Source organism: Nostoc sp. 106C (assembly GCF_002154725.1).
Taxonomy (GTDB): domain Bacteria; phylum Cyanobacteriota; class Cyanobacteriia; order Cyanobacteriales; family Nostocaceae; genus Aulosira.
This window is the reverse complement of the sequence record NZ_MTAW01000129.1, coordinates 1-17,910: the sequence shown is the minus strand read 5'-3', so window position 1 is coordinate 17,910 and position 17,910 is coordinate 1. Positions and strand designations below refer to the sequence as shown.

The following is a 17,910-nucleotide window of genomic DNA, read 5'->3' as shown; positions in this document are numbered from 1 at the left end:
AACATTGCCTAATTGTTAATATTTGTTTTTAAAACGAACTAGCAATAATTTTTCTTAACATTTTATACTTATCTCCTGCGGTAGAAGGCAATATAGCTGGAAATAAATAAACTAGTTGTTAAGTTTTTAACAGAATATTATGAATCTTCTTGCTTGGATAGTTTTAGGTATTATTGCTGGAGCTATAGCTAAAGCTATTTACCCTGGTCGTCAGGGTGGCGGAATTATTGCAACAATGGTTTTAGGTATCATTGGTGCTTTAATTGGGGGAAGCTTAGTTTCTCTTTTAGGTAAAGGCGGAGCAACCTTTGCTGCTGGAACTCTCAGTATTCCTAGTTTAATTATTGCTGTAATAGGTGCCATAATTGCTATTTTCTTGTGGGGATTAGTGACTGGTCGTAGCAGTTATTAGTTGAATATAATCAGATTCATGGTTAGACACAAAGCTAACCTTTTATTCTGGTAATAAAACTAAAAGAACTCCACTTCTTGATAGAGGTGGAGTTCTAAATTTGAGAAATCAAACCCAAATATTTGACCTGGAGAACTAATCTAAAGCTTTTTTGAGTTCATCTTTAATATTTTCGGTAGTGTGGATAATTTGGGCTTCAGCTTGCTTGGCTTTACCTTCAGCCTTATCTCCCGGATTACCAGTTATTTCACCTATAACTTCTTGAACCTTACCTTCAATATTTTTTGCTGTAGCTTCTACTCTTTTTTCAATACTCATAGTTTTTTAGTTTCAATCTTAATTGGTATAATTATTGCCTCACAGCAAAAGTATACTACATACTTTAATATTTAGGATCTATCATGAGATATCTTATTTATCTACTTAAGATAGATGCTAAAATCTGATTGATATTATACAGAATATTATAATTTCATATTAATAAGTTTTAATAAAATATAATCTCAATTCTAAATTAGAAGAAAATTAGTTATTTTAAATTATCAGTAACAATTAATTTTAAGTATAAGGACAGTATAGAAGTGCAAAAAAAACTTCAAAAAAATATATGGAAAAGTGAAATTAACGACATTATCCGAGGTGCATGTGGAGGGTTTCTGTTTGGGATTCCGTTGCTGTACACAATGGAGGTATGGTGGATTGGGTCACTGGCAAAACCACAACTGATGATGTTGGCGATCGCCTTGATGTTTATTGGGGTGTTCTTACTCAATCAGACGGAAGGCTTTCGCAAAAGCAGACATCAGAAGCGGCCTTATGAAGCTGCAATAGATACTGTAGAAGCAATAGCGATTGGGCTAGCTTGCTCTACCTTTGTACTGTTCTTATTACAAGAACTAAAACTTGACTCCCCCCTCAAAGAAGCCTTGGGCAAAATTATCTTTGAAAGTGTACCTTTTGCACTCGGTGTAGCATTAGCCAATCAATTTCTGGGAGATGCTGACAGCACCAACGCACAAGGGCAAACTGCTCCTCAAGGAAACAGTATAACTAAGAAACAATGCAATGATTTACAAGCAACCTTCGCGGATTTGGGTGCAACGGTTATTGGTGCGACTGTAATTGCTTTTAACATTGCGCCCACAGATGAAGTTTCCATGCTAGCAGCTACGGTTTCGCCTCCTTGGCAATTAGGAATTATTGCTACATCTTTAGTAATTTCCTATGGGATAGTATTTCAAGCAGGCTTTTCAGACCAGCAAAAGCGCAGACAGCAAAAAGGAATTTTTCAACGACCATCAAGCGAAACCATTATGTCCTACTTGGTATCACTGCTAGCAGCCGCGATGATGCTGTGGTTCTTTCAAAAGTTGACTCTTAGCGATCCTTGGACTATGTGGTTGGATCACACCTTGATGCTGGGATTACCTGCAACTATTGGCGGTGCAGCTGGTAGGTTAGCAATATGAACAATACAGAAAATCAACATCAAGAGCGATCGCTTGCTGAATGGGTGACATTCACTGCTGCTTCTTTTATCCTAGTAGTGATTGTTGGCTTAGTAGGATACACTTGGCTAAACGACAAAAATCAACCTCCCATCGTATCTGTTACTAAGAAACAAACAATTCGCGAAATCGATGGACAATTTTATGTTCCATTTGAAGTCGTTAATACTGGTGGAGATACAGCTGAGTCAGTTCAAATAATGGCTGAGTTACAAATTGACGACATGACGGAAACAGGGGAACAACAGATTGACTTTTTATCTGGTGGTGAAAAGGAAGAAGGCGCATTTGTGTTTAGCCATAATCCCAACCAAGGTCAGTTGACTATACGAGTTGCTAGTTATAAATTGCCCTAGATTAGAGCTTAGTTAAAAATAGATTTTGATTCAATGTCTTGCAAAAATTAATTTGATAAAATTCACAACACAGATGTAAACGCGTAGCCACTTCGTGCAGATTACATAGATAAATATTTATATTTCTAAATAATAAGCTAGGATTTTTGCAAGAGCGCAACGATATGTAATCATACTGGGGCTTGGTTTATGTAACTCTACTCTGATGGGATATTGAAAACACAAAAAGCACAACCGCAAGTTATTATCATCGAGTAGTTTTTAGCACTATATGATGACTCAAAAATTTACTGTTGGTTTGATGCTATTATTTCTCGGTAGCCATATTAGTCTTACCCAGCAAACAGCTAAAGCACAACTACCAACAGCAGTAGCACCAGCCACTACCGCAAAAGCAATTTGCCCCGCACAATTGGGAGCATCTATAGATGCTGTCATTAATCGTCCCCTATTCAGTCGAGTGCGCTGGGGAATATTAGTGCAACCTGTATCATCTGGGCAAACTCTTTACAGTCGAGATGCTAACAAATACTTTACTCCAGCTTCTAATGCAAAACTGCTAACCACAGCTGCTGCATTGCAGCAGTTAGGAGCAAATTTTCGCATTCGCACCTCTATTTATCAGAATCCTAATGAAGTTTTACGTGTTGTTGGTAGAGGAGATCCGAGCTTAAGTGATACTCAGTTGCAAAAATTAGCACAGCGATTGCAACAGAAAGGGATTAGTCAAATTAAACAATTAATTGTTGATGATAGTTATATTCAAGGAGATATAGTTAACTCTACCTGGCAATGGGAAGATGTGCAGTCAGATTATGGCGCACCCGTTGGCAGTTTTATTTTGAATCAAAATGTTTTTAGCTTCAAGCTTGTGCCACAAGCTGTAAGTAAACCTTTACAAATTGCCTGGAATGATGCCAACGAGGTGGGACAGTGGCGGATAATTAATCAATCTAGAACAGTTAGTAAAAATCAACCAAGCTACATTAATATTACCCGTGATTTAACAGGAACAGTTTTGCGAATTCAAGGGCAACTAGTAGAGAATTCTGAACCCTATTTAGTAACCTTACCTGTAGTTGACCCTAACTATTACTTTTTGCGCCGCTTCCGTACTGCTTTAACAACCGAGAAAATTACTTTAGGACAAACATTAGTATTAAATGGTGGTAATAATCAACAAGAAATAGCAGCTATAGATTCGCCTCCTTTATCTGAATTGTTAATGGAAACTCTTCAAAATAGTAATAATCTCTATGCCGAGGCACTACTGAGAGCATTAGCTATTAAACAACCGAGAGTGCAAAATAAAAATACTGCTGATATTGGGTTAGAAGTTATGAAGGCGAGTTTAACTCAATTAGGAGTTGATCCAGCAACTTATATTTTAGTAGATGGTTCTGGATTATCACGTCGTAACTTAGTATCTCCAGAAGGTTTAGTACAAACTTTGCGCTTAATGGCGAAAACACCAGCCGCAGCTATTTATCGAGCATCTTTACCTGTTGCAGGGAAAAGCGGTACTTTGAAAAATCGCTTTCGCAACACTCCGGCTGAGGGGATTGTGCAAGCAAAAACAGGCACATTGAGTGGTGCAGTTTCCCTTGCTGGATACGTGAACGGACCTAAGTATGAACCGTTAGTTTTCAGTATTATGGTAAATCAAAGCGAACAGCCAGCAAGCAATTTACGACAAGCAATTGATGAAGTTGTGGTTTTATTAACGCAGTTGCAGCGTTGTTAACTTATCGACTAAGAGGCAGGTTTTTTAGATATTACACCATAGATAAACACAGCCAAAAGTTCTGAGCGGAGGCTTCTGCTGCTCAGAACTTTTCAAGACATATAAACACCGATATTTATCTGTGTGCATTGGTGTTTACCTGTGGTTCCTTTTACTCTAATTCTGATTTTTGCAAACAACCGATAAAATTTCACCGACTCTTCGTATCAGCTTCAAGCTATCTGCATGGCTGATTTAGTTGGAGATAAAACCTGGTTTTCCTTCTGTTGCAAAGGAATTTCAATCCAAAATTCTGTACCTTTCCCTAGTTCTGACTCACATCTGAGAACTCCACAATGTTTCTCCACAACAATTTGGTAACTAATCGATAAACCTAGGCCTGTTCCCTTACCTACAGGCTTAGTTGTAAAAAATGGGTCAAATAGCTTTCCTATTACCTCTTGCGTTATACCTGGTCCATTATCAGCAATTCTTACTATTACGCGATTATGGTTGGCAAGTTCGGTACGAATTATAATCTGGCTGGTATTTCTGAAATTATCTTGCTGATTATGCTGAGTATTGTAATTGTCTAGGGCATCAATGGCATTATTAATAATATTCATAAATACCTGATTTATCTGTCCTGGATAGCACTCTACTAAAGGTAAATTACCATACTCTTTGATAATTTCAATTCCTACAAACTCTGGCTTAGCTTTCAAGCGATTCTGTAAAATGAGTAGCGTACTGTCAATACCTTCATGAATATCAACTTCTTTCATATCTGCTTCATCTAGGCGTGAGAAATTGCGTAAACTCAAAACAATCTCACGGATACGATTAGTACCAATTTTCATAGAAGATAGAAGTTTTGTTAGGTCACCAGCAATAAATTCCAAGTCAATTGCTTCCGAGAAATCCTGAATTTCTAAATCGGGATGAGGATAATGCTCTTGATACAGTTTTAATAGCTCTAACAATTCTTGAACATATTCGTCAGCAGGGGATAGATTGCCATGAATAAAATTAATTGGATTATTAATTTCATGAGCAACACCAGCCACTAACTGCCCTAAACTAGACATCTTTTCTTGCTGAATTAGTTGAGCTTGGGTTTCTTGTAATTTGTGCAATGCTTCAGTGAGTTTTTCTGCATGAGTTTGAGCTTCTAAGGTAGCAGATCGACTTTGGGTATAAAGTTGTGCATGGTCTATGGCAATTGCTAGTTGATCTGTAACAGCTTGCAGCAATCCAATTTCACTGTTACTCCAAACCCGTTCACCACTACAATGGCTACAAACAATTGCGCCTAATTCCCCAGAATGACTTTTAACCGGTAGCAGCAGTTGAGAAGTAATGCCAAACTCAGTTAAGAGTTCTTGGATATTTTGATCGAGATGAAAATCACTATGAATATTGTGGATACAAAATAGTTCTTGATTAAGCAGTGTTTCTGCCATAAACCTGCATTTTTGTAGCGGTATGATGCCTAACATACTAGGTATGTCAGAGTGACGCGCTTCATGGGTAATAGTCAAGCTAGGTTGAGAAGAATATGGCTGGTAACGCAGAAAGTAGCAACGATCAATTTGCAATAAGCTACGGATTTCATTGACCGCAGTTTCCAGGATAGTATCGAGTTCAAGAGAACTGCGGATTTGGCTAGCTAAACGCAGCAGTAAGGCTTCTCGACGGCTGAGTAGTTGTTCTCTGGCCCATATTCTGTCAATAGCCACAGCAATATTATTAGCAATCCAATTTAAAAGATTATGAGTAGTTTCGGTCAAAACTTGCTTGCAAAACAAAGCCATTATCCCAATCAATTCTTGTTCTACTATCAAAGGATAGGCAGAAAAATATAATATTGGAAATGTATTATCAAAGAAGTTTTGCTGATATTTAGTTTTAATCTCTTGGTTAAAAATAGCTTGATTGTTTTTAGCGATTGTGTCAATAACGCCATTGACTACTACCATTTGATTAGGAAAATCTTGAATCGTACTTAAGGTATTACAGGTAGTATCCGTACAATTCACCCCAGCTTGAAATTGCAGGTTTGTTGCTTGTTTATCACAAGTCCATATACCTACAAAGGCAATATCAATATATTGCGATATTGTATTTGTACAATGTTGAATAATTTCTGTAAGGGTACCGCTTTGAGCTAAGGCTAGACTAACTTCTGCGCTTAAGAGAGATAGACGCGATCGCTCTAAAATAGCTAACTCCGAAAGCTTTCGCTGGGTAATATCTGTACGAATCGCTACATATTGCTCTGGTTTACCTTCTGGTGACAATGTTGGTACTATCAGAGTGTCTACCCAATAAAAAGAGCCGTCTTTGGCTTTGTTTTTAATTTCTCCCCTCCAGATTTTTCCTTGAGCAATAGTCCTCCACAATTGAGCAAAAAATTCTTTAGTCTGATACCCAGAATTGATAATACGATGATCTTGTCCTAATAGTTCTTCTCTAGAGTACTTAGAGATTTCACAAAATTTATCATTTGCATAGGTTATAATTCCTTTTTTGTCAGTGATCGCTACCAAAGAATGAGCATTTAACGCAAACTTTAAAGTTTCTAATTCTTGAATAGATTTCCGTAATGCTATTTCATTTTCTTTATAAATGGTAATGTCACGAGCTACTGCATAAATCAAATTTTCTTCACCGAAAGAAGTTGCATTCCATGACAACCATTTATAAGAGCCATCGGCACAAGCATAGCGATTTTCAAAGTAAATTGCATCTCCAGAAGTAGCAATTTTTTGAGCTGCTATAATAGTATTTTCGCGGTCTTCTGGGTGAACAAATTCAAGAAATGCTTGGCTTAATAACTTTTTATTTGACCAGCCTAGAGTTTTTTCCCAAGCTGGGTTTAAATGCTTAAAATAACCATCAAAGCCAGCAATACAAAGTAAATCTAAAGAAAGTGAAAAAAATCGAGAGTGTTGTTTTTCCAATTCTTTTATCATATTAAAATTGTCCAGGATTTATATTTTGAATTTTGTCAATATCGAGAGGTGAACAGGTAATAGGTTATCTATTCCTGCACCAGCTTTATTTATGAGATATTTGTCTATTTGCCGAAAAACTTTTTTATGCTACCAAGTACGCAATAAATTTGATGTTGTAGTTAAAAATCAGCTTATGTCCTACCCAATGGACTAGCTTGCTATGCACCTAATCTTCTATATAAATATATATTTCCCTAAAAAACCTTCAAGCAAACGTTGAATTTGGGTATTTAAGATAAGAAGTGTTACGCAACTTAGCTTGAATGTGGTGTTATGCAGTCCAACTCAAAATTTTTGATTTTAAAGATTTAACTAAATCAAACTAGCAATTCATCAAAGCCACTACTAGCTGAGTTTGTATTAATTTAATCAGCACTAATGTGGAAAAACCGTAAATTTTTCATTAATAAATATTGAGTTGTCGGTAATTATGCTATACTTCCTCGCTTTCTCGCTTCTTTGTAAGAAGTGCCGACATTTTTCAAGCCTGCTCTAATCATTTGCTTTTCTAAGAGAGCAAAAAAGCGTGCTTTATCGCCGCCGCGTACTACAGCCTGATTATGCGCTTCTGCGATCGCTACCGGATAACCATATCCTTTTTGCACCTGTGCTAGCATCAGTCCTAAGGCTTGGTCAAACATAGATGTATTTTCTGCTACCCATTGCGGGACTTCTATCCGAGCAATTTCAGTGCCTACATGGATGTAGCAAAAGTAGATAGTTTGGCCTTCATACAAATCTAAAATCCGGGCATTACTCCGCCACAATGGGCCCCGCTGTCCTGGTTTGAGTTGAGTTGCCCATAGAGAAGTATCACGCAAAGGTTCAAAGATTTTACAAGGTATCTTTTCTAATTGATTGGGGCAATAACTTATACAGTCTGGTACTGCATGGGGACAAGCTAACAAGCGTAAAAAGTTCATGCCTTCAACGTTGCGAGAGGCGCTAAGATAACCCATCAGAGGAATTTGAGCATCACGCATCTGCTGCCAAGCTTCGAGGATGGGTGGTAAGATGCGATCGCGGGCATCAATGGGTAACTGTTCCAAAAACCAGTAAATTAAGGAACCATCTACCATTGCTAGAGTTGGCGCTTCTGTTTTCACAGTACAAGCCAATTCTGCCAACACTGTGGCTTCACTAGCGGTGCGGCGATAACCCATCCATTCCTCGGTTCTAATTCCCCACTGCCGAGACATATATAAATCTTCTGGGCGGTAAAATACCTCTGGCAAACTATCTAGCAGTGGATGGAGGTTTTGTCCGTAGTGCAAAACAACTCTGCCAATATTTAGCAGATAGCAGTAAGCAATTTCGTGGTGGTTAGGCGCAATTTGGGAACCATCAGTTGCAATTACAGTATGAATTTTCGGGGGAACTGGGATATCAATGCAGGTTTGGAGTGGTTCAATCGGGGTAGCATTAGCAAAGAGAATGCGATCGCGCCATTTCTCTTGACGGTCGATTAAATCTTTTTGAGATTCGTAAGCTTTTTTAAGATGTTGTTGCGCTAATTCTAAACGCTGGCGGCTTGCACTGGCTTCTAAGGTAAGATGCTGGCTTAAACCTTGCATTTGCCGCGCTAGTTTTGTTAAGTCAAGCATAGGATTTTAAATATCATCTTAAGCGAAAATTGTAAATTTCAAAAAGACCAGCTTACTAATAACTTAAGTTGCGGGTGATAAAATTATGCATATTTTCAAGTTTAAGGAACTAAGGACTGGTAAACAATTATTGCAGAAAGCATAAGCAAGGCTTTGTGGAATCAGTCTCACCAATTTTCAGTTAAAGTGAGTAACAATTGATTAATAAGTAATAGTGCTTAAAATTTTCCCAAAATCAGGGTAGGAAAACATAATTCTGGGGTTAGCGATGCCTACAACGGGCTACGCCTACGCGTCATTATAAAACATTTGAATAAAATTCCAAAGGATGTATCTGTAGCATCAAAATTATATTAATAATATTCAGAAAAACCCTTGCAAAACAAGGGTTTCAGCTAATTATATCCAAGGTGTTAGCCCAAACTAACTGTTGACTTTCCAAATCGCTTTTTAATACCAAGCAGAGAAATCTTGAGCAAACTGAGAAAGTGATAATAGCTGAATTTGCTGGTCATTTTGGGCAGTTTCCCGATCGTGCTGGGTATTATAGCCCCAGTCTGCCAAGAAGAGTTTCACATTTGTAAAGTCTGGTTGCTGTTGAACTAACTGCAATGTTTTGAGTCTGTCTTCTACAAACCAGAGACTAACTGGTTTTTGATCTGCTGTCTGGATTAATTCTCGCAGAATTTCATATTTAGGACGCTTTTCTTCTTTCCCAAAAATTGCTTTTGATGGTAAATCTACTCCTTGTTGTTGCAATAGTTGCTGAACAAAACGCCCTTCTTTAGTGGTAACGATGTATAAATTCGCTGTACTAGCAAAAGTTGCTTTGATTTTGTCTATCACACCTGGATAAAATCTATGCAGACTTAGCCACCCATCTAAATCTGTAGCAATCCATTTATCTCGTAAATTATCAAGTTTTGCAGCAATTTCTCGTGCTTGTAGCTTTTGGTCTAACAAAATTTGTGGGGCAATAGTTACCCATTCATGAAGAATCTTTTCGTCAGAAGTTCCGTCTACTAAAGCTTTGATTAAAACAGGCATTTCCCAACCTGTTTCAATAACAGGTCGCAGCCGATAAAATCTCGAAGCTAAATCATTGGCTGGGGTATTGTTAGCAGGCGACCAAAGTTGACAATAGGTGCGCCATGCTACCTCAAAATATTCAATTAATCCATCGCAAATCACTCCATCAAAGTCTAGGGCTAAAATTGTGGGACTACTTGCGGTCATGGTTTTGAGGATGAAAACTGCTTTGGCTAGCTTATCCGATCCTACAAATATTTTTCTATATCAGCGCTAGTTTTCAGATTTATCTGAAAAGTCCAAAGTTTCTTGTTCAACATCCTTTGAACTAAGAATATCTAGCGCATCTTGGTCTGCCATTTCAATGATTGCTGCTACATATTGCCGTACCTGTTCAGCAACATCAGGCTGCCACTGACGCAATTTTGTGTCTAAGGTTTCCACTAAAGCGTCCATCGATACCTCTACCATTAATGATTGTGGTGTCTAGTACCATGTTAGATTATCTGTGCTAAAGGTTGCTGGAAAAGTATTCTGCTCAACATCAAATTATCCAAAATGTAAACTCCCAAACGCTTTGACTGCAAGGAATAAGAGATATTTACAAGTTTCCTCTCATCAAAAAAATAGATGTTTTGAAATAAGTGTAATGGTATAGTTTATAACTATTTAAACTATTTTTTAGTTATACTGAGTGTTGTTTAGTTTACTTGGCTCACATCAGTTTTTTCGGATGAGAAGTGAATCTAATATGTCTAGAAATAGATAATAATGCCAACACAAATTATCCGGACAATAATAAAAGAATCCAAGACACAAAAATAAAGTTATATAAGTTACTAAAATACATACGGATGTTACTGAAATTTTTCCGTATGAATACTTGGTTTAAGCCTTCAAAATGAGAAGGGTGGGTAACGGGACATTTTTATATCATTGGCAGCATATTACAGCATTTCTAATCATTAATTGTCATATATATTTGCATAGTTTATAAATCTGGTATGCAGATTTTAGTTCAAAAATGAGAATATGCGATCGCAACATGAATCACAGGTTTTCTCTGCTGTAATTAAAGATTGTCTGATACAGGGAGAATATCTAATCGAAAGCTCTAGTAAAATTTTTTCTCCAACTGGTATGGGGGAAGTAATTTCCTGGGACAAGATTAGTTTTGCAAAACTCTCAGTCTGTAGATCGTTTTTTGACGGTTCCTACAACGTCCAAAAACAGACTTATGACAATTGGGTATTGAGTAACAATCAATCCTGCTTATTAACTCCATTGATTGCAAATCCTCAAGTCACGCTGATTTCCCAAGCAAAGTTTGACCAACTTTATGATGAACACAGCCAGAGGTGGTCAATTTTTTATTGGTTAACTCGACCAGGATTTTCGCAGGACTTTTCCCAAGCACTGGTTCAGATAATGGCCCATTGTCCAGCGGGGCCACCTCAGTATGGTAGCCTACTCTATCTGGAAAGAACTGGGAAGGAATGGGAAGTCAAGTCATCTTATGGTCTGTACAATCAATAGACAAATTATAAATCGCAGCGATCGCTAGTCCTGGCAAAACTGAGCGATTCCTACATTGCTGCTTTATTAGCAATAGCATTCTGTATTACATACCAACTCTATAAAATACTTTTAAAGTAAAGTGTATATTTTGTTTTTTACTCAGAGTAAATACATAGACAGCAATTTCTAATCCTAACCCCAAATACTTGTAAAATATCAAAAGTATGGTTTTTCGACTCTAACTCAAGTATTAACACTTAAATATAAATTAAGTAATAAATTACTCCCATTGCATGAAGAAATAAATCCAGAATGTGAGACAATAAAATTGTGGTAAGTTAATTATGCTACCAATCAAACCTTACATTTGCGTAGACTAACTAAAGTCATTTGCCAAAAGCTTAGAAGTAGTTAACTAGGTCTACCACTGTTCCAATGATTGATTAGCTTCTGGATAATCATGGGAGGAAAAAATTATGAGACAGGTATTGTTGACCGCAGTAGCTTTAATCAGCACCCTATCTCTAGCTGCTCCAATTCCCACTCAAGCATCTCAAAACCAAGCCCAAGTCAAACGTCTTCTAGAAACCGGAGTATGTTCTGGATGTGATTTAAGAGGTGTAAATCTTAGCGGTGCTCACTTAATTGGTGCGGATTTAAGAAATGCCAATTTAAGAGGTGCTAATTTAAGAGGTGCTAATTTAGAAGGTGCTGATTTAGAAGGCGCTAATCTGGAGGCTGCTAATTTAACAAAAGTCTTCGCTAGTGGTACTACCTTCAATAACGCTAACTTAACTAATGCCAACTTAACCGAAGCTCATTTACATAACGCTCAAGTAGATGGTGCTGTCATGATTGGGACTAATATTACAGGTGCTGATGGATTTGATATCAATCTTGGTATCGGCGGCGGCGAATGAGAAGTAGGTCTGTCCTTTCTCGTTGGCGAATTCTTCGCGTCCCTCTGCGCACCTTTGCGTTTAAATTTCAACCCTCAATTCGCCATTATTTTACGCAAAGCTGTACTTAGTCAAAAGTTAGAAATTAGAAGTTTACTAAAAAAAACTCTAATTTCTAACTCATAAGTTTAAGTTTTACTCTCCGGTAATAGAGAGTTCATTAACCCAAATTCGGGGACAAACTCCCCCTGGTGTTAACTCAACCTCTTTTTCTACACAAATAATCGACTTTAGAAGTTCCAAGAAATCGCCAGCAACGGTGGCTGACTCAATACTTGTCTTCACACCTTTGTTGATTAGCCAACCATCAAAGGGTAGAGAGAACGAGCCTTGTAAAGATTTAACTCCTGCATGGAGAGCTTGTAAATCATCAATTAAAATCACATTTTCCGCAGTTTCCAAGCTTAATTCTTGCTCTGGCTCTGCGGCTCTAAATACATGAAAAAAGTTAGGGCTAACGCTAACTTTTGCGCCAATACTGGCATTACCTGTCGGCTGGGCATTCATTCTTTTAGCAGTACCCGCACTGTGCAGAAAGCCTGTTAAAACGCCCTTTTCAATTAGAGAAACTTGACGCGTAGGAGTTCCTTCACCATCAAAACTTTCTGCACCTACGTTAGCTGGATGTAGTGCATCATCAACTACCGAAAGTAGAGGGGAAGCAATTTGCTTACCTAAGTCATCAGGAGTAGATAAGCTTTGATTGTCCAAAATACTTTGGGCATTGTATAAGTTAGAAAAAGCGCCCAACAAACTTAAGAAAGCTTCTGGAGAGAAAACAACTAAATATTTACCAGACTTGACTTTTTCATAGTTCAGGTGACTGATAGTTTTCTCAGCAGTTTCTTGAATACAACCATCAATGTCTAAATTATTTACACCACGGTTGATTCTAAAAGCACCAGCACTGCGTGGTTTTTTCCCTTCTTCTTCTGTTTTGCTGTAAAGATATACCGATGCTAAAGAGTGAGATTCAGTTCTGGTCGCGCCCTCACTATTGAGATAGAATCGGTCAATATCTCTTTGCGCCAAGCCGTTATAAGGCACTCCTTTAATTGCTGGGTGCGCTGACAATAATTCTTTTTCAGCTACCACTAATTTTTCTATTAGTTCAGCAACAGGTGCTTGGGGTGCTTTATCGTGAGGTGTATTGGCGATAGGAACAGTAGCTTCTGGACTAAAATCAGGGACATTTTCTTTAACACCAAAGAAACTAGCTTCGTAAGCAGTTTTTAAAGCTAATTCTAATCCTTTAGGATCTACATCTGTAGTGCTGGTGACACCCATTGTATTGTCTTCATTCCAAACACGAACAGTAACGCCAGAGCGATTAGAGGCTTTAACTTGTTTTGGCTCACCTTGATCTACTTGTACACTAGTTTCATCTACAGTCGAGCCATAAATGTCAAATTTCTTAATGCCAAGTTTTTCTGCATTTTCCTTGGCATAATTTGCAATCTCATTGATAGTTGGCATAGTCAATAGTCAATTTTAGATTTTGGATTTCTAACCGCCGATAAACGCAGATGAACGCAGATAGATAATATCTTCATCTGTGTTTATCTGTGTTCATCTGTGGTTCTAATAAATGCGAATTACTGCTATCTCATGCAAGACTACTTAAAGATTCTTTAACGAACCACAAAGGACGCAAAGGCCACTAAGAAAGAAATAAAAAAGTAATCTTGTAGCGATAAGGTAGTAAATATTAGCGTCCGCCTACAGTAATAGAATCAACCTTAATATGGGGTTGTCCTACTGTAGTGTAGATACTGCCACTAACAGAACCACAGAACCCAGGCGCAAGTTCTAAGTCTTGGGAACACATGGAAATTTTATTCATAATTTCCTTAGCTTCACCAATTAGAATCGCTCCTTTTAAAGGTTTGGTGATTTTGCCATTTTCAATCAAATAAGCTTCATCAACGCCAAAGTTAAATTGACCTGTAGCACCTACGCTACCACCACCCATTTTTTTGCAGTAAATGCCTTTATCAATTGAGGCAAATAAATCATCAAAATTGTATTCGCCAGTAGCAATATAAGTATTGCGCATCCGGCTAGCAGCGGCAAAGGTATAATTTTGGCGGCGTCCGCTTCCAGTTCTGGGTTGTCCAGTACGCCAAGAACCAGTTCTGTCTGCTAAGAAGTTCTTAAGAACGCCCTTTTCAATTAATAGAGTTCTTTGAGCAGGCATACCTTCGTCATCCATGTCAATTGTTCCGAAGGCATTTTCGGCTCGCCCTTCATCCCAAGCTGTGAGACTTTCGTGGGCAATTTTCTCACCTTTTTTATCAGCAAAGGGAGAAGTATTACGTTCAATTTGAGTAGTTTCTAATAAGTGGCCGCAAGCTTCATGGAAGATTACCCCGCCAAAGTGATTGGCCATAATAATTGGGTAAGTGCCTGATTCTACATAATCAGCGTAGAGCATCTTACCAGCAGATTCGGATATTTGCTCGGCGGCTTGTTGGTAATCCCAAGTTCTCAGGAAGTTAGCATCACTGGTATTACCAGCACGTTCACCAATGGAGGCGCGATTGGCTCCATCTGCACACAGAAGGTTAAATCCTACAGATTGGGTGAGGCGAATATCACGGGCAAAAGTACCATCACTGGCTGCAACTAATACTTCTTGCCAATCGCGGAAATAAGTAGCGCGGCGGGATTGTACATGGTTAGCTTTTCTCTTTAGTTGAGCAGTACCATCAAGTAGAACTTCTCCCATTTCGCGGATTGAGCTACACAGAGGTAACCACCCATCTTTACCTCTTTTTGTGGCGTAGTCTCTGAGTAATTCTAAATTGATTTCTGGGATAAAAGCGTTGGGTGCGGGTAATTGCAATCCCAGGATAGAAAGCCCTTTTTCTAAGGCTGCTTTCAAACCGGAAAACGAAAGATTATTGGTGCTGACGTAGCAATCAGCTTTGCCACGAAATACTCGAACTCCCGCACCTGTAGCGAGACTTGGTGAAATACTGGTAATAGCGTCATCTTCAGCAAGGCAACTAATGTAGTTGCGACGCTCTAAGTAAAATTCGATAAAGTCAGCACCAGCGGCGCGTCCTAATCCCAAAAGGGTAGCCAATGGGGCTTCCCATGTGTCATCGAATCGTTCCGATGTGGAAGAGTATTGGAGATTGGGGAGTTGGTTCGAGAGAAGTAGCGTACTTGTAAGCATGGATAGCCTCGTCTGCCGGCGTATTCAGAGATTTGACCGAAAATTCCTAGTGTGTTCAGTCTAACAAATCAGTGAAAGCCGCAGTCGCCAGTTAGGCTGTAGAGGTTTCCTCACCCTTTACCCTTAAACTTGGGCGATCGCAAACCGTAATTAGATCCGATGTGCGATCGCTAATTTGCTTCATAGGTTACATATTGCTAATCGCGAGGTGAGACCCGAAAATCCCACCAGACAACCAAATAAACCCACTACCCAACCTTGGTGAACGCTTAGGAGATCGACAGACGCAGCTGCCGGAAAATGGCCAGCAGGTGCATTGTCTGTAAAATTCAGGTCGGAGTAGAACAGCCAATGATTATTTATGCGCCAGCCGATGCGATCGCCAAATTTGCTCCATGTTTCATAATCAGCATCAGGTTGACCACCAATGCTTTCCCAAATGCGCTTTTGCACGCTAAAACCAAAACGACCTTTGCTATATTTGACCCAAAGTTGGTCAATGGTGCAAAAGTCGCTACAGGGAAATTTGTTAATCGCTTCCATATCTAGCCAGCCTACTTTTTCTCGCCTCGCCACCTTCAGCATGAGGGTGAGAGTTTCCCGCTCTGCGGCTTTCCAATCACCAGCTGCTAGTAATTCGGATAATCGCTGATAGTCTACTCCCCGTTCCGAACTCAGGTAATCAATAACTGGTTCTGGGATTTTTGCTGTTGATTTATGTTGAGGTTGTGCAATTGCATTTATAGGAGAAACATAAACAGCAGGTTTTGGGGCAAAATTTTCACCTCCTCCTACATATTGAGCAATTCTATGGATGTCCTTGACTGCATTCGTATCTGAACTAGAAGCTGCTGTAATTGTTCGTATCCATAGCTGCTCTAATTCTGCCAATTCCTTACTATGATTAACTTCTGCTGGTAAGGAATTTATGTGGTCATTGGCAATCTCATGTAAATTGGCGTACTTCTGTATAATAACTCGGTGCGACTTAGCAACTGGCTCTGCACTTATATAAGGTGTTTGCAGAGGATAATTGTAGTGTCCCAAAAGTTCTGGCACACGGAAACTGAGATATTGGTGCAACCGTTTCACAGTGGCGCATTGTCCCTGAATCCCTAAACCTTCTAAGATTGCATGGGTAAAGACACCTTGTTGCAACGCATCGATTTCAGAAGAGAATTCATGAGGACTACAAGACAAAATACTGATGACTCCGATTTGGCTTGCCAACTGTTGTGTTTGGTGCCCAATTTTTTCACCAAGCTGGTTGTGCTGATGGCGAGAAGCATCTAACATCATCACAATATTCTCAGCGCCACAACCGCGAAGGCATTCAGTCAGATATTGCAGGGAAATTCCTGTGTTTTCGATGTCATTTGGATTACCATCAGCAGGCATGAGGTAATCTTGATGAACATGTATTATCCCGTGACCGCTAAAGAAAAACCAGAAGTTATCTTCTGGTTCTAGAAAAGGATGTTCAAATAACTGCTGTAAGAATCGTAATAAATTAGCGCGGTAAGGACGAGTCAGTTCACCACCAATACTGGGTGAGTCATCCGAAAATAAGAAAACCCGCTCGAAACCTGCTTCATTGCGGAGCAAATTCTGCATCAACTCTGCATCCCGCTTCGCATACTTGAGCGGTTGCAAGAAGTCGTAATGATTAATACCGATAACCAACGCCCAGTTTTTCACCATCTCACTTTAGATTGTTGCCACTGCAAGTAGAGTTTGATTGCTCCTAACCCAGTACTTTCGGGAATTTTCCTGAAAGTGGTTCAACCCCTGCCAGTTATTAAAAATCCTAGATTCACGATCTAGGTTCCATAAATCTTAGGGCTGAGAATAGGAACACTTTGTATTTCGTGCTACATATATCGATACAAACAACTCCTTCTACGGCTGTTAGTCAGATGTTTCCGGACTAAAAATAGCCATAATGAAGACACGGTAATACAAAGACCCGCAATACTGTTCAGTTAGGTCAATTGAGCTGTTGAGGCTGGTGAAAGTTGCAGAAGATAACGATTAACGCTTTTCCTCCAAAATCAACAATATGTAAGTCAAATGTGTATCAGCTTCTTATAGCCCTAATTTTTCTCGAATTAGTTCCTCTTTGTCTTTGAAGCCTACTAGCACTGCCTTTGCATCCTTGACAAACAGGGGTCGCTTCAGAAGCATTGCGTCATTAGTGAATGCGTCAATCCACTGTTGATCGTTCCAAGTCTTCTTTTCATCACCTAAAGCACGGTAGGATTGACCAGAGGTATTTCGCATAGCAGCAGAACCCAAAACCTCCACCCAGTTTTGAATCATCTCACGCTTTGGGGGAGTTTCTTTGGTATTGATAAACTCGTAGTCAATGTTATTTTCTTGAAGCCATTTAAAAGTTTTCTTACAAGTTCCGCAGTTTGGAATTCCATAAATTTGAATGGGCATAAAAAAGTTGATTAATAGCGGATGAAGGTGTCTTTTATTAATAGGAAAGGAGACTATAAGTAAGTGGGCAGGAAAATTCCTAAATATGTAACGAAAAGTTAAACAAAGCAATTGCAGTTAAATTTAATACGTTGGGTACTATAGTTTCCTCTTTCCCCCCT

At 38.9% G+C, this 17,910-nt stretch carries 15 protein-coding genes; 6 read left to right on the top strand and 9 right to left on the bottom strand.

The genetic code is table 11. From position 1 onward, the window contains the following. Positions 1-139: 139 nt before the first annotated feature. Complete coding sequence (locus tag BV375_RS19785) at positions 140-412, top strand: GlsB/YeaQ/YmgE family stress response membrane protein (RefSeq protein ID WP_086763444.1); 273 nt, start codon at positions 140-142, stop codon at positions 410-412. A 135-nt stretch (positions 413-547) separates the two neighbouring features. On the opposite strand, the gene BV375_RS19780 is transcribed toward BV375_RS19785, so the two are convergent. Beyond that, positions 548-730, bottom strand: a complete 183-nt coding sequence (locus BV375_RS19780; protein WP_086763442.1) for a CsbD family protein — start codon at positions 728-730, stop codon at positions 548-550. A 263-nt stretch (positions 731-993) separates the two neighbouring features. Here BV375_RS19780 and BV375_RS19775 point away from each other — a divergent pair, with 263 nt between their 5' ends. The 3 genes from BV375_RS19775 (at position 994) to dacB (ending at position 4,020) form a co-directional block, all read left to right on the top strand. Further along, positions 994-1,881 (top strand): TIGR02587 family membrane protein, encoded by an 888-nt coding sequence (locus tag BV375_RS19775; RefSeq protein WP_208099152.1) that lies wholly within the window; start codon positions 994-996, stop codon positions 1,879-1,881. Further along, the gene (locus BV375_RS19770; RefSeq protein WP_086763438.1) at positions 1,878-2,276 is read left to right on the top strand and encodes a TIGR02588 family protein; all 399 of its coding nucleotides are present in this window, start codon (positions 1,878-1,880) and stop codon (positions 2,274-2,276) included. Before BV375_RS19775 ends, BV375_RS19770 begins: the two co-directional genes overlap by 4 nt. A 274-nt stretch (positions 2,277-2,550) precedes the next feature. Beyond that, positions 2,551-4,020 (top strand): D-alanyl-D-alanine carboxypeptidase/D-alanyl-D-alanine-endopeptidase, encoded by a 1,470-nt coding sequence (gene dacB, locus BV375_RS19765; protein ID WP_086763435.1) that lies wholly within the window; start codon positions 2,551-2,553, stop codon positions 4,018-4,020. A 212-nt stretch (positions 4,021-4,232) separates the two neighbouring features. Here the strand turns inward: dacB and BV375_RS19760 are convergent, their stop codons facing one another. From BV375_RS19760 to BV375_RS19745, 4 genes are all read right to left on the bottom strand, one after another. Further along, the gene (locus tag BV375_RS19760) at positions 4,233-6,974 is read right to left on the bottom strand and encodes a PAS domain S-box protein (RefSeq protein WP_086763433.1); all 2,742 of its coding nucleotides are present in this window, start codon (positions 6,972-6,974) and stop codon (positions 4,233-4,235) included. A 470-nt stretch (positions 6,975-7,444) separates the two neighbouring features. Next, positions 7,445-8,620 (bottom strand): DNA double-strand break repair nuclease NurA, encoded by a 1,176-nt coding sequence (locus tag BV375_RS19755; protein ID WP_086763431.1) that lies wholly within the window; start codon positions 8,618-8,620, stop codon positions 7,445-7,447. A gap of 450 nt (positions 8,621-9,070) precedes the next feature. Beyond that, positions 9,071-9,856 (bottom strand): haloacid dehalogenase, encoded by a 786-nt coding sequence (locus BV375_RS19750; RefSeq protein WP_086763429.1) that lies wholly within the window; start codon positions 9,854-9,856, stop codon positions 9,071-9,073. 66 nt (positions 9,857-9,922) lie between these two features. Then, positions 9,923-10,105 (bottom strand): hypothetical protein, encoded by a 183-nt coding sequence (locus BV375_RS19745; RefSeq protein ID WP_086763528.1) that lies wholly within the window; start codon positions 10,103-10,105, stop codon positions 9,923-9,925. Between the two features lie 576 nt (positions 10,106-10,681). On the opposite strand from BV375_RS19745, the gene BV375_RS19740 reads away from it, so the two are divergent. Both BV375_RS19740 and BV375_RS19735 read left to right on the top strand, forming a co-directional pair. Beyond that, positions 10,682-11,185: a hypothetical protein gene (locus tag BV375_RS19740; RefSeq protein WP_086763427.1), complete on the top strand. Its 504-nt coding sequence runs from the start codon at positions 10,682-10,684 to the stop codon at positions 11,183-11,185. Positions 11,186-11,643: 458 nt separating this feature from the next. Continuing rightward, positions 11,644-12,087, top strand: coding sequence for a pentapeptide repeat-containing protein (locus tag BV375_RS19735; RefSeq protein WP_086763425.1), 444 nt, complete (start codon positions 11,644-11,646; stop codon positions 12,085-12,087). A 174-nt stretch (positions 12,088-12,261) separates the two neighbouring features. Here BV375_RS19735 and BV375_RS19730 read toward each other — a convergent pair whose 3' ends face one another. The 4 genes from BV375_RS19730 to BV375_RS19715 all read right to left on the bottom strand — a co-directional run bounded on the left by BV375_RS19730 (position 12,262) and on the right by BV375_RS19715 (position 17,749). Further along, positions 12,262-13,602 carry a TldD/PmbA family protein gene (locus BV375_RS19730; protein ID WP_086763423.1) on the bottom strand — a complete coding sequence of 447 codons (1,341 nt, stop codon included), beginning with the start codon at positions 13,600-13,602 and terminating at the stop codon, positions 12,262-12,264. Positions 13,603-13,834: 232 nt separating this feature from the next. Further along, on the bottom strand, positions 13,835-15,307 hold the full coding sequence (locus BV375_RS19725) for a TldD/PmbA family protein (protein WP_086763421.1): 1,473 nt from the start codon (positions 15,305-15,307) through the stop codon (positions 13,835-13,837). A gap of 180 nt (positions 15,308-15,487) precedes the next feature. Next, on the bottom strand, positions 15,488-17,008 hold the full coding sequence (locus tag BV375_RS19720; RefSeq protein ID WP_086763420.1) for a GUN4 domain-containing protein: 1,521 nt from the start codon (positions 17,006-17,008) through the stop codon (positions 15,488-15,490). A 384-nt stretch (positions 17,009-17,392) separates the two neighbouring features. Then, positions 17,393-17,749: a Spx/MgsR family RNA polymerase-binding regulatory protein gene (locus BV375_RS19715; RefSeq protein WP_086763418.1), complete on the bottom strand. Its 357-nt coding sequence runs from the start codon at positions 17,747-17,749 to the stop codon at positions 17,393-17,395. Between the last annotated feature and the right edge of the window lie 161 nt (positions 17,750-17,910).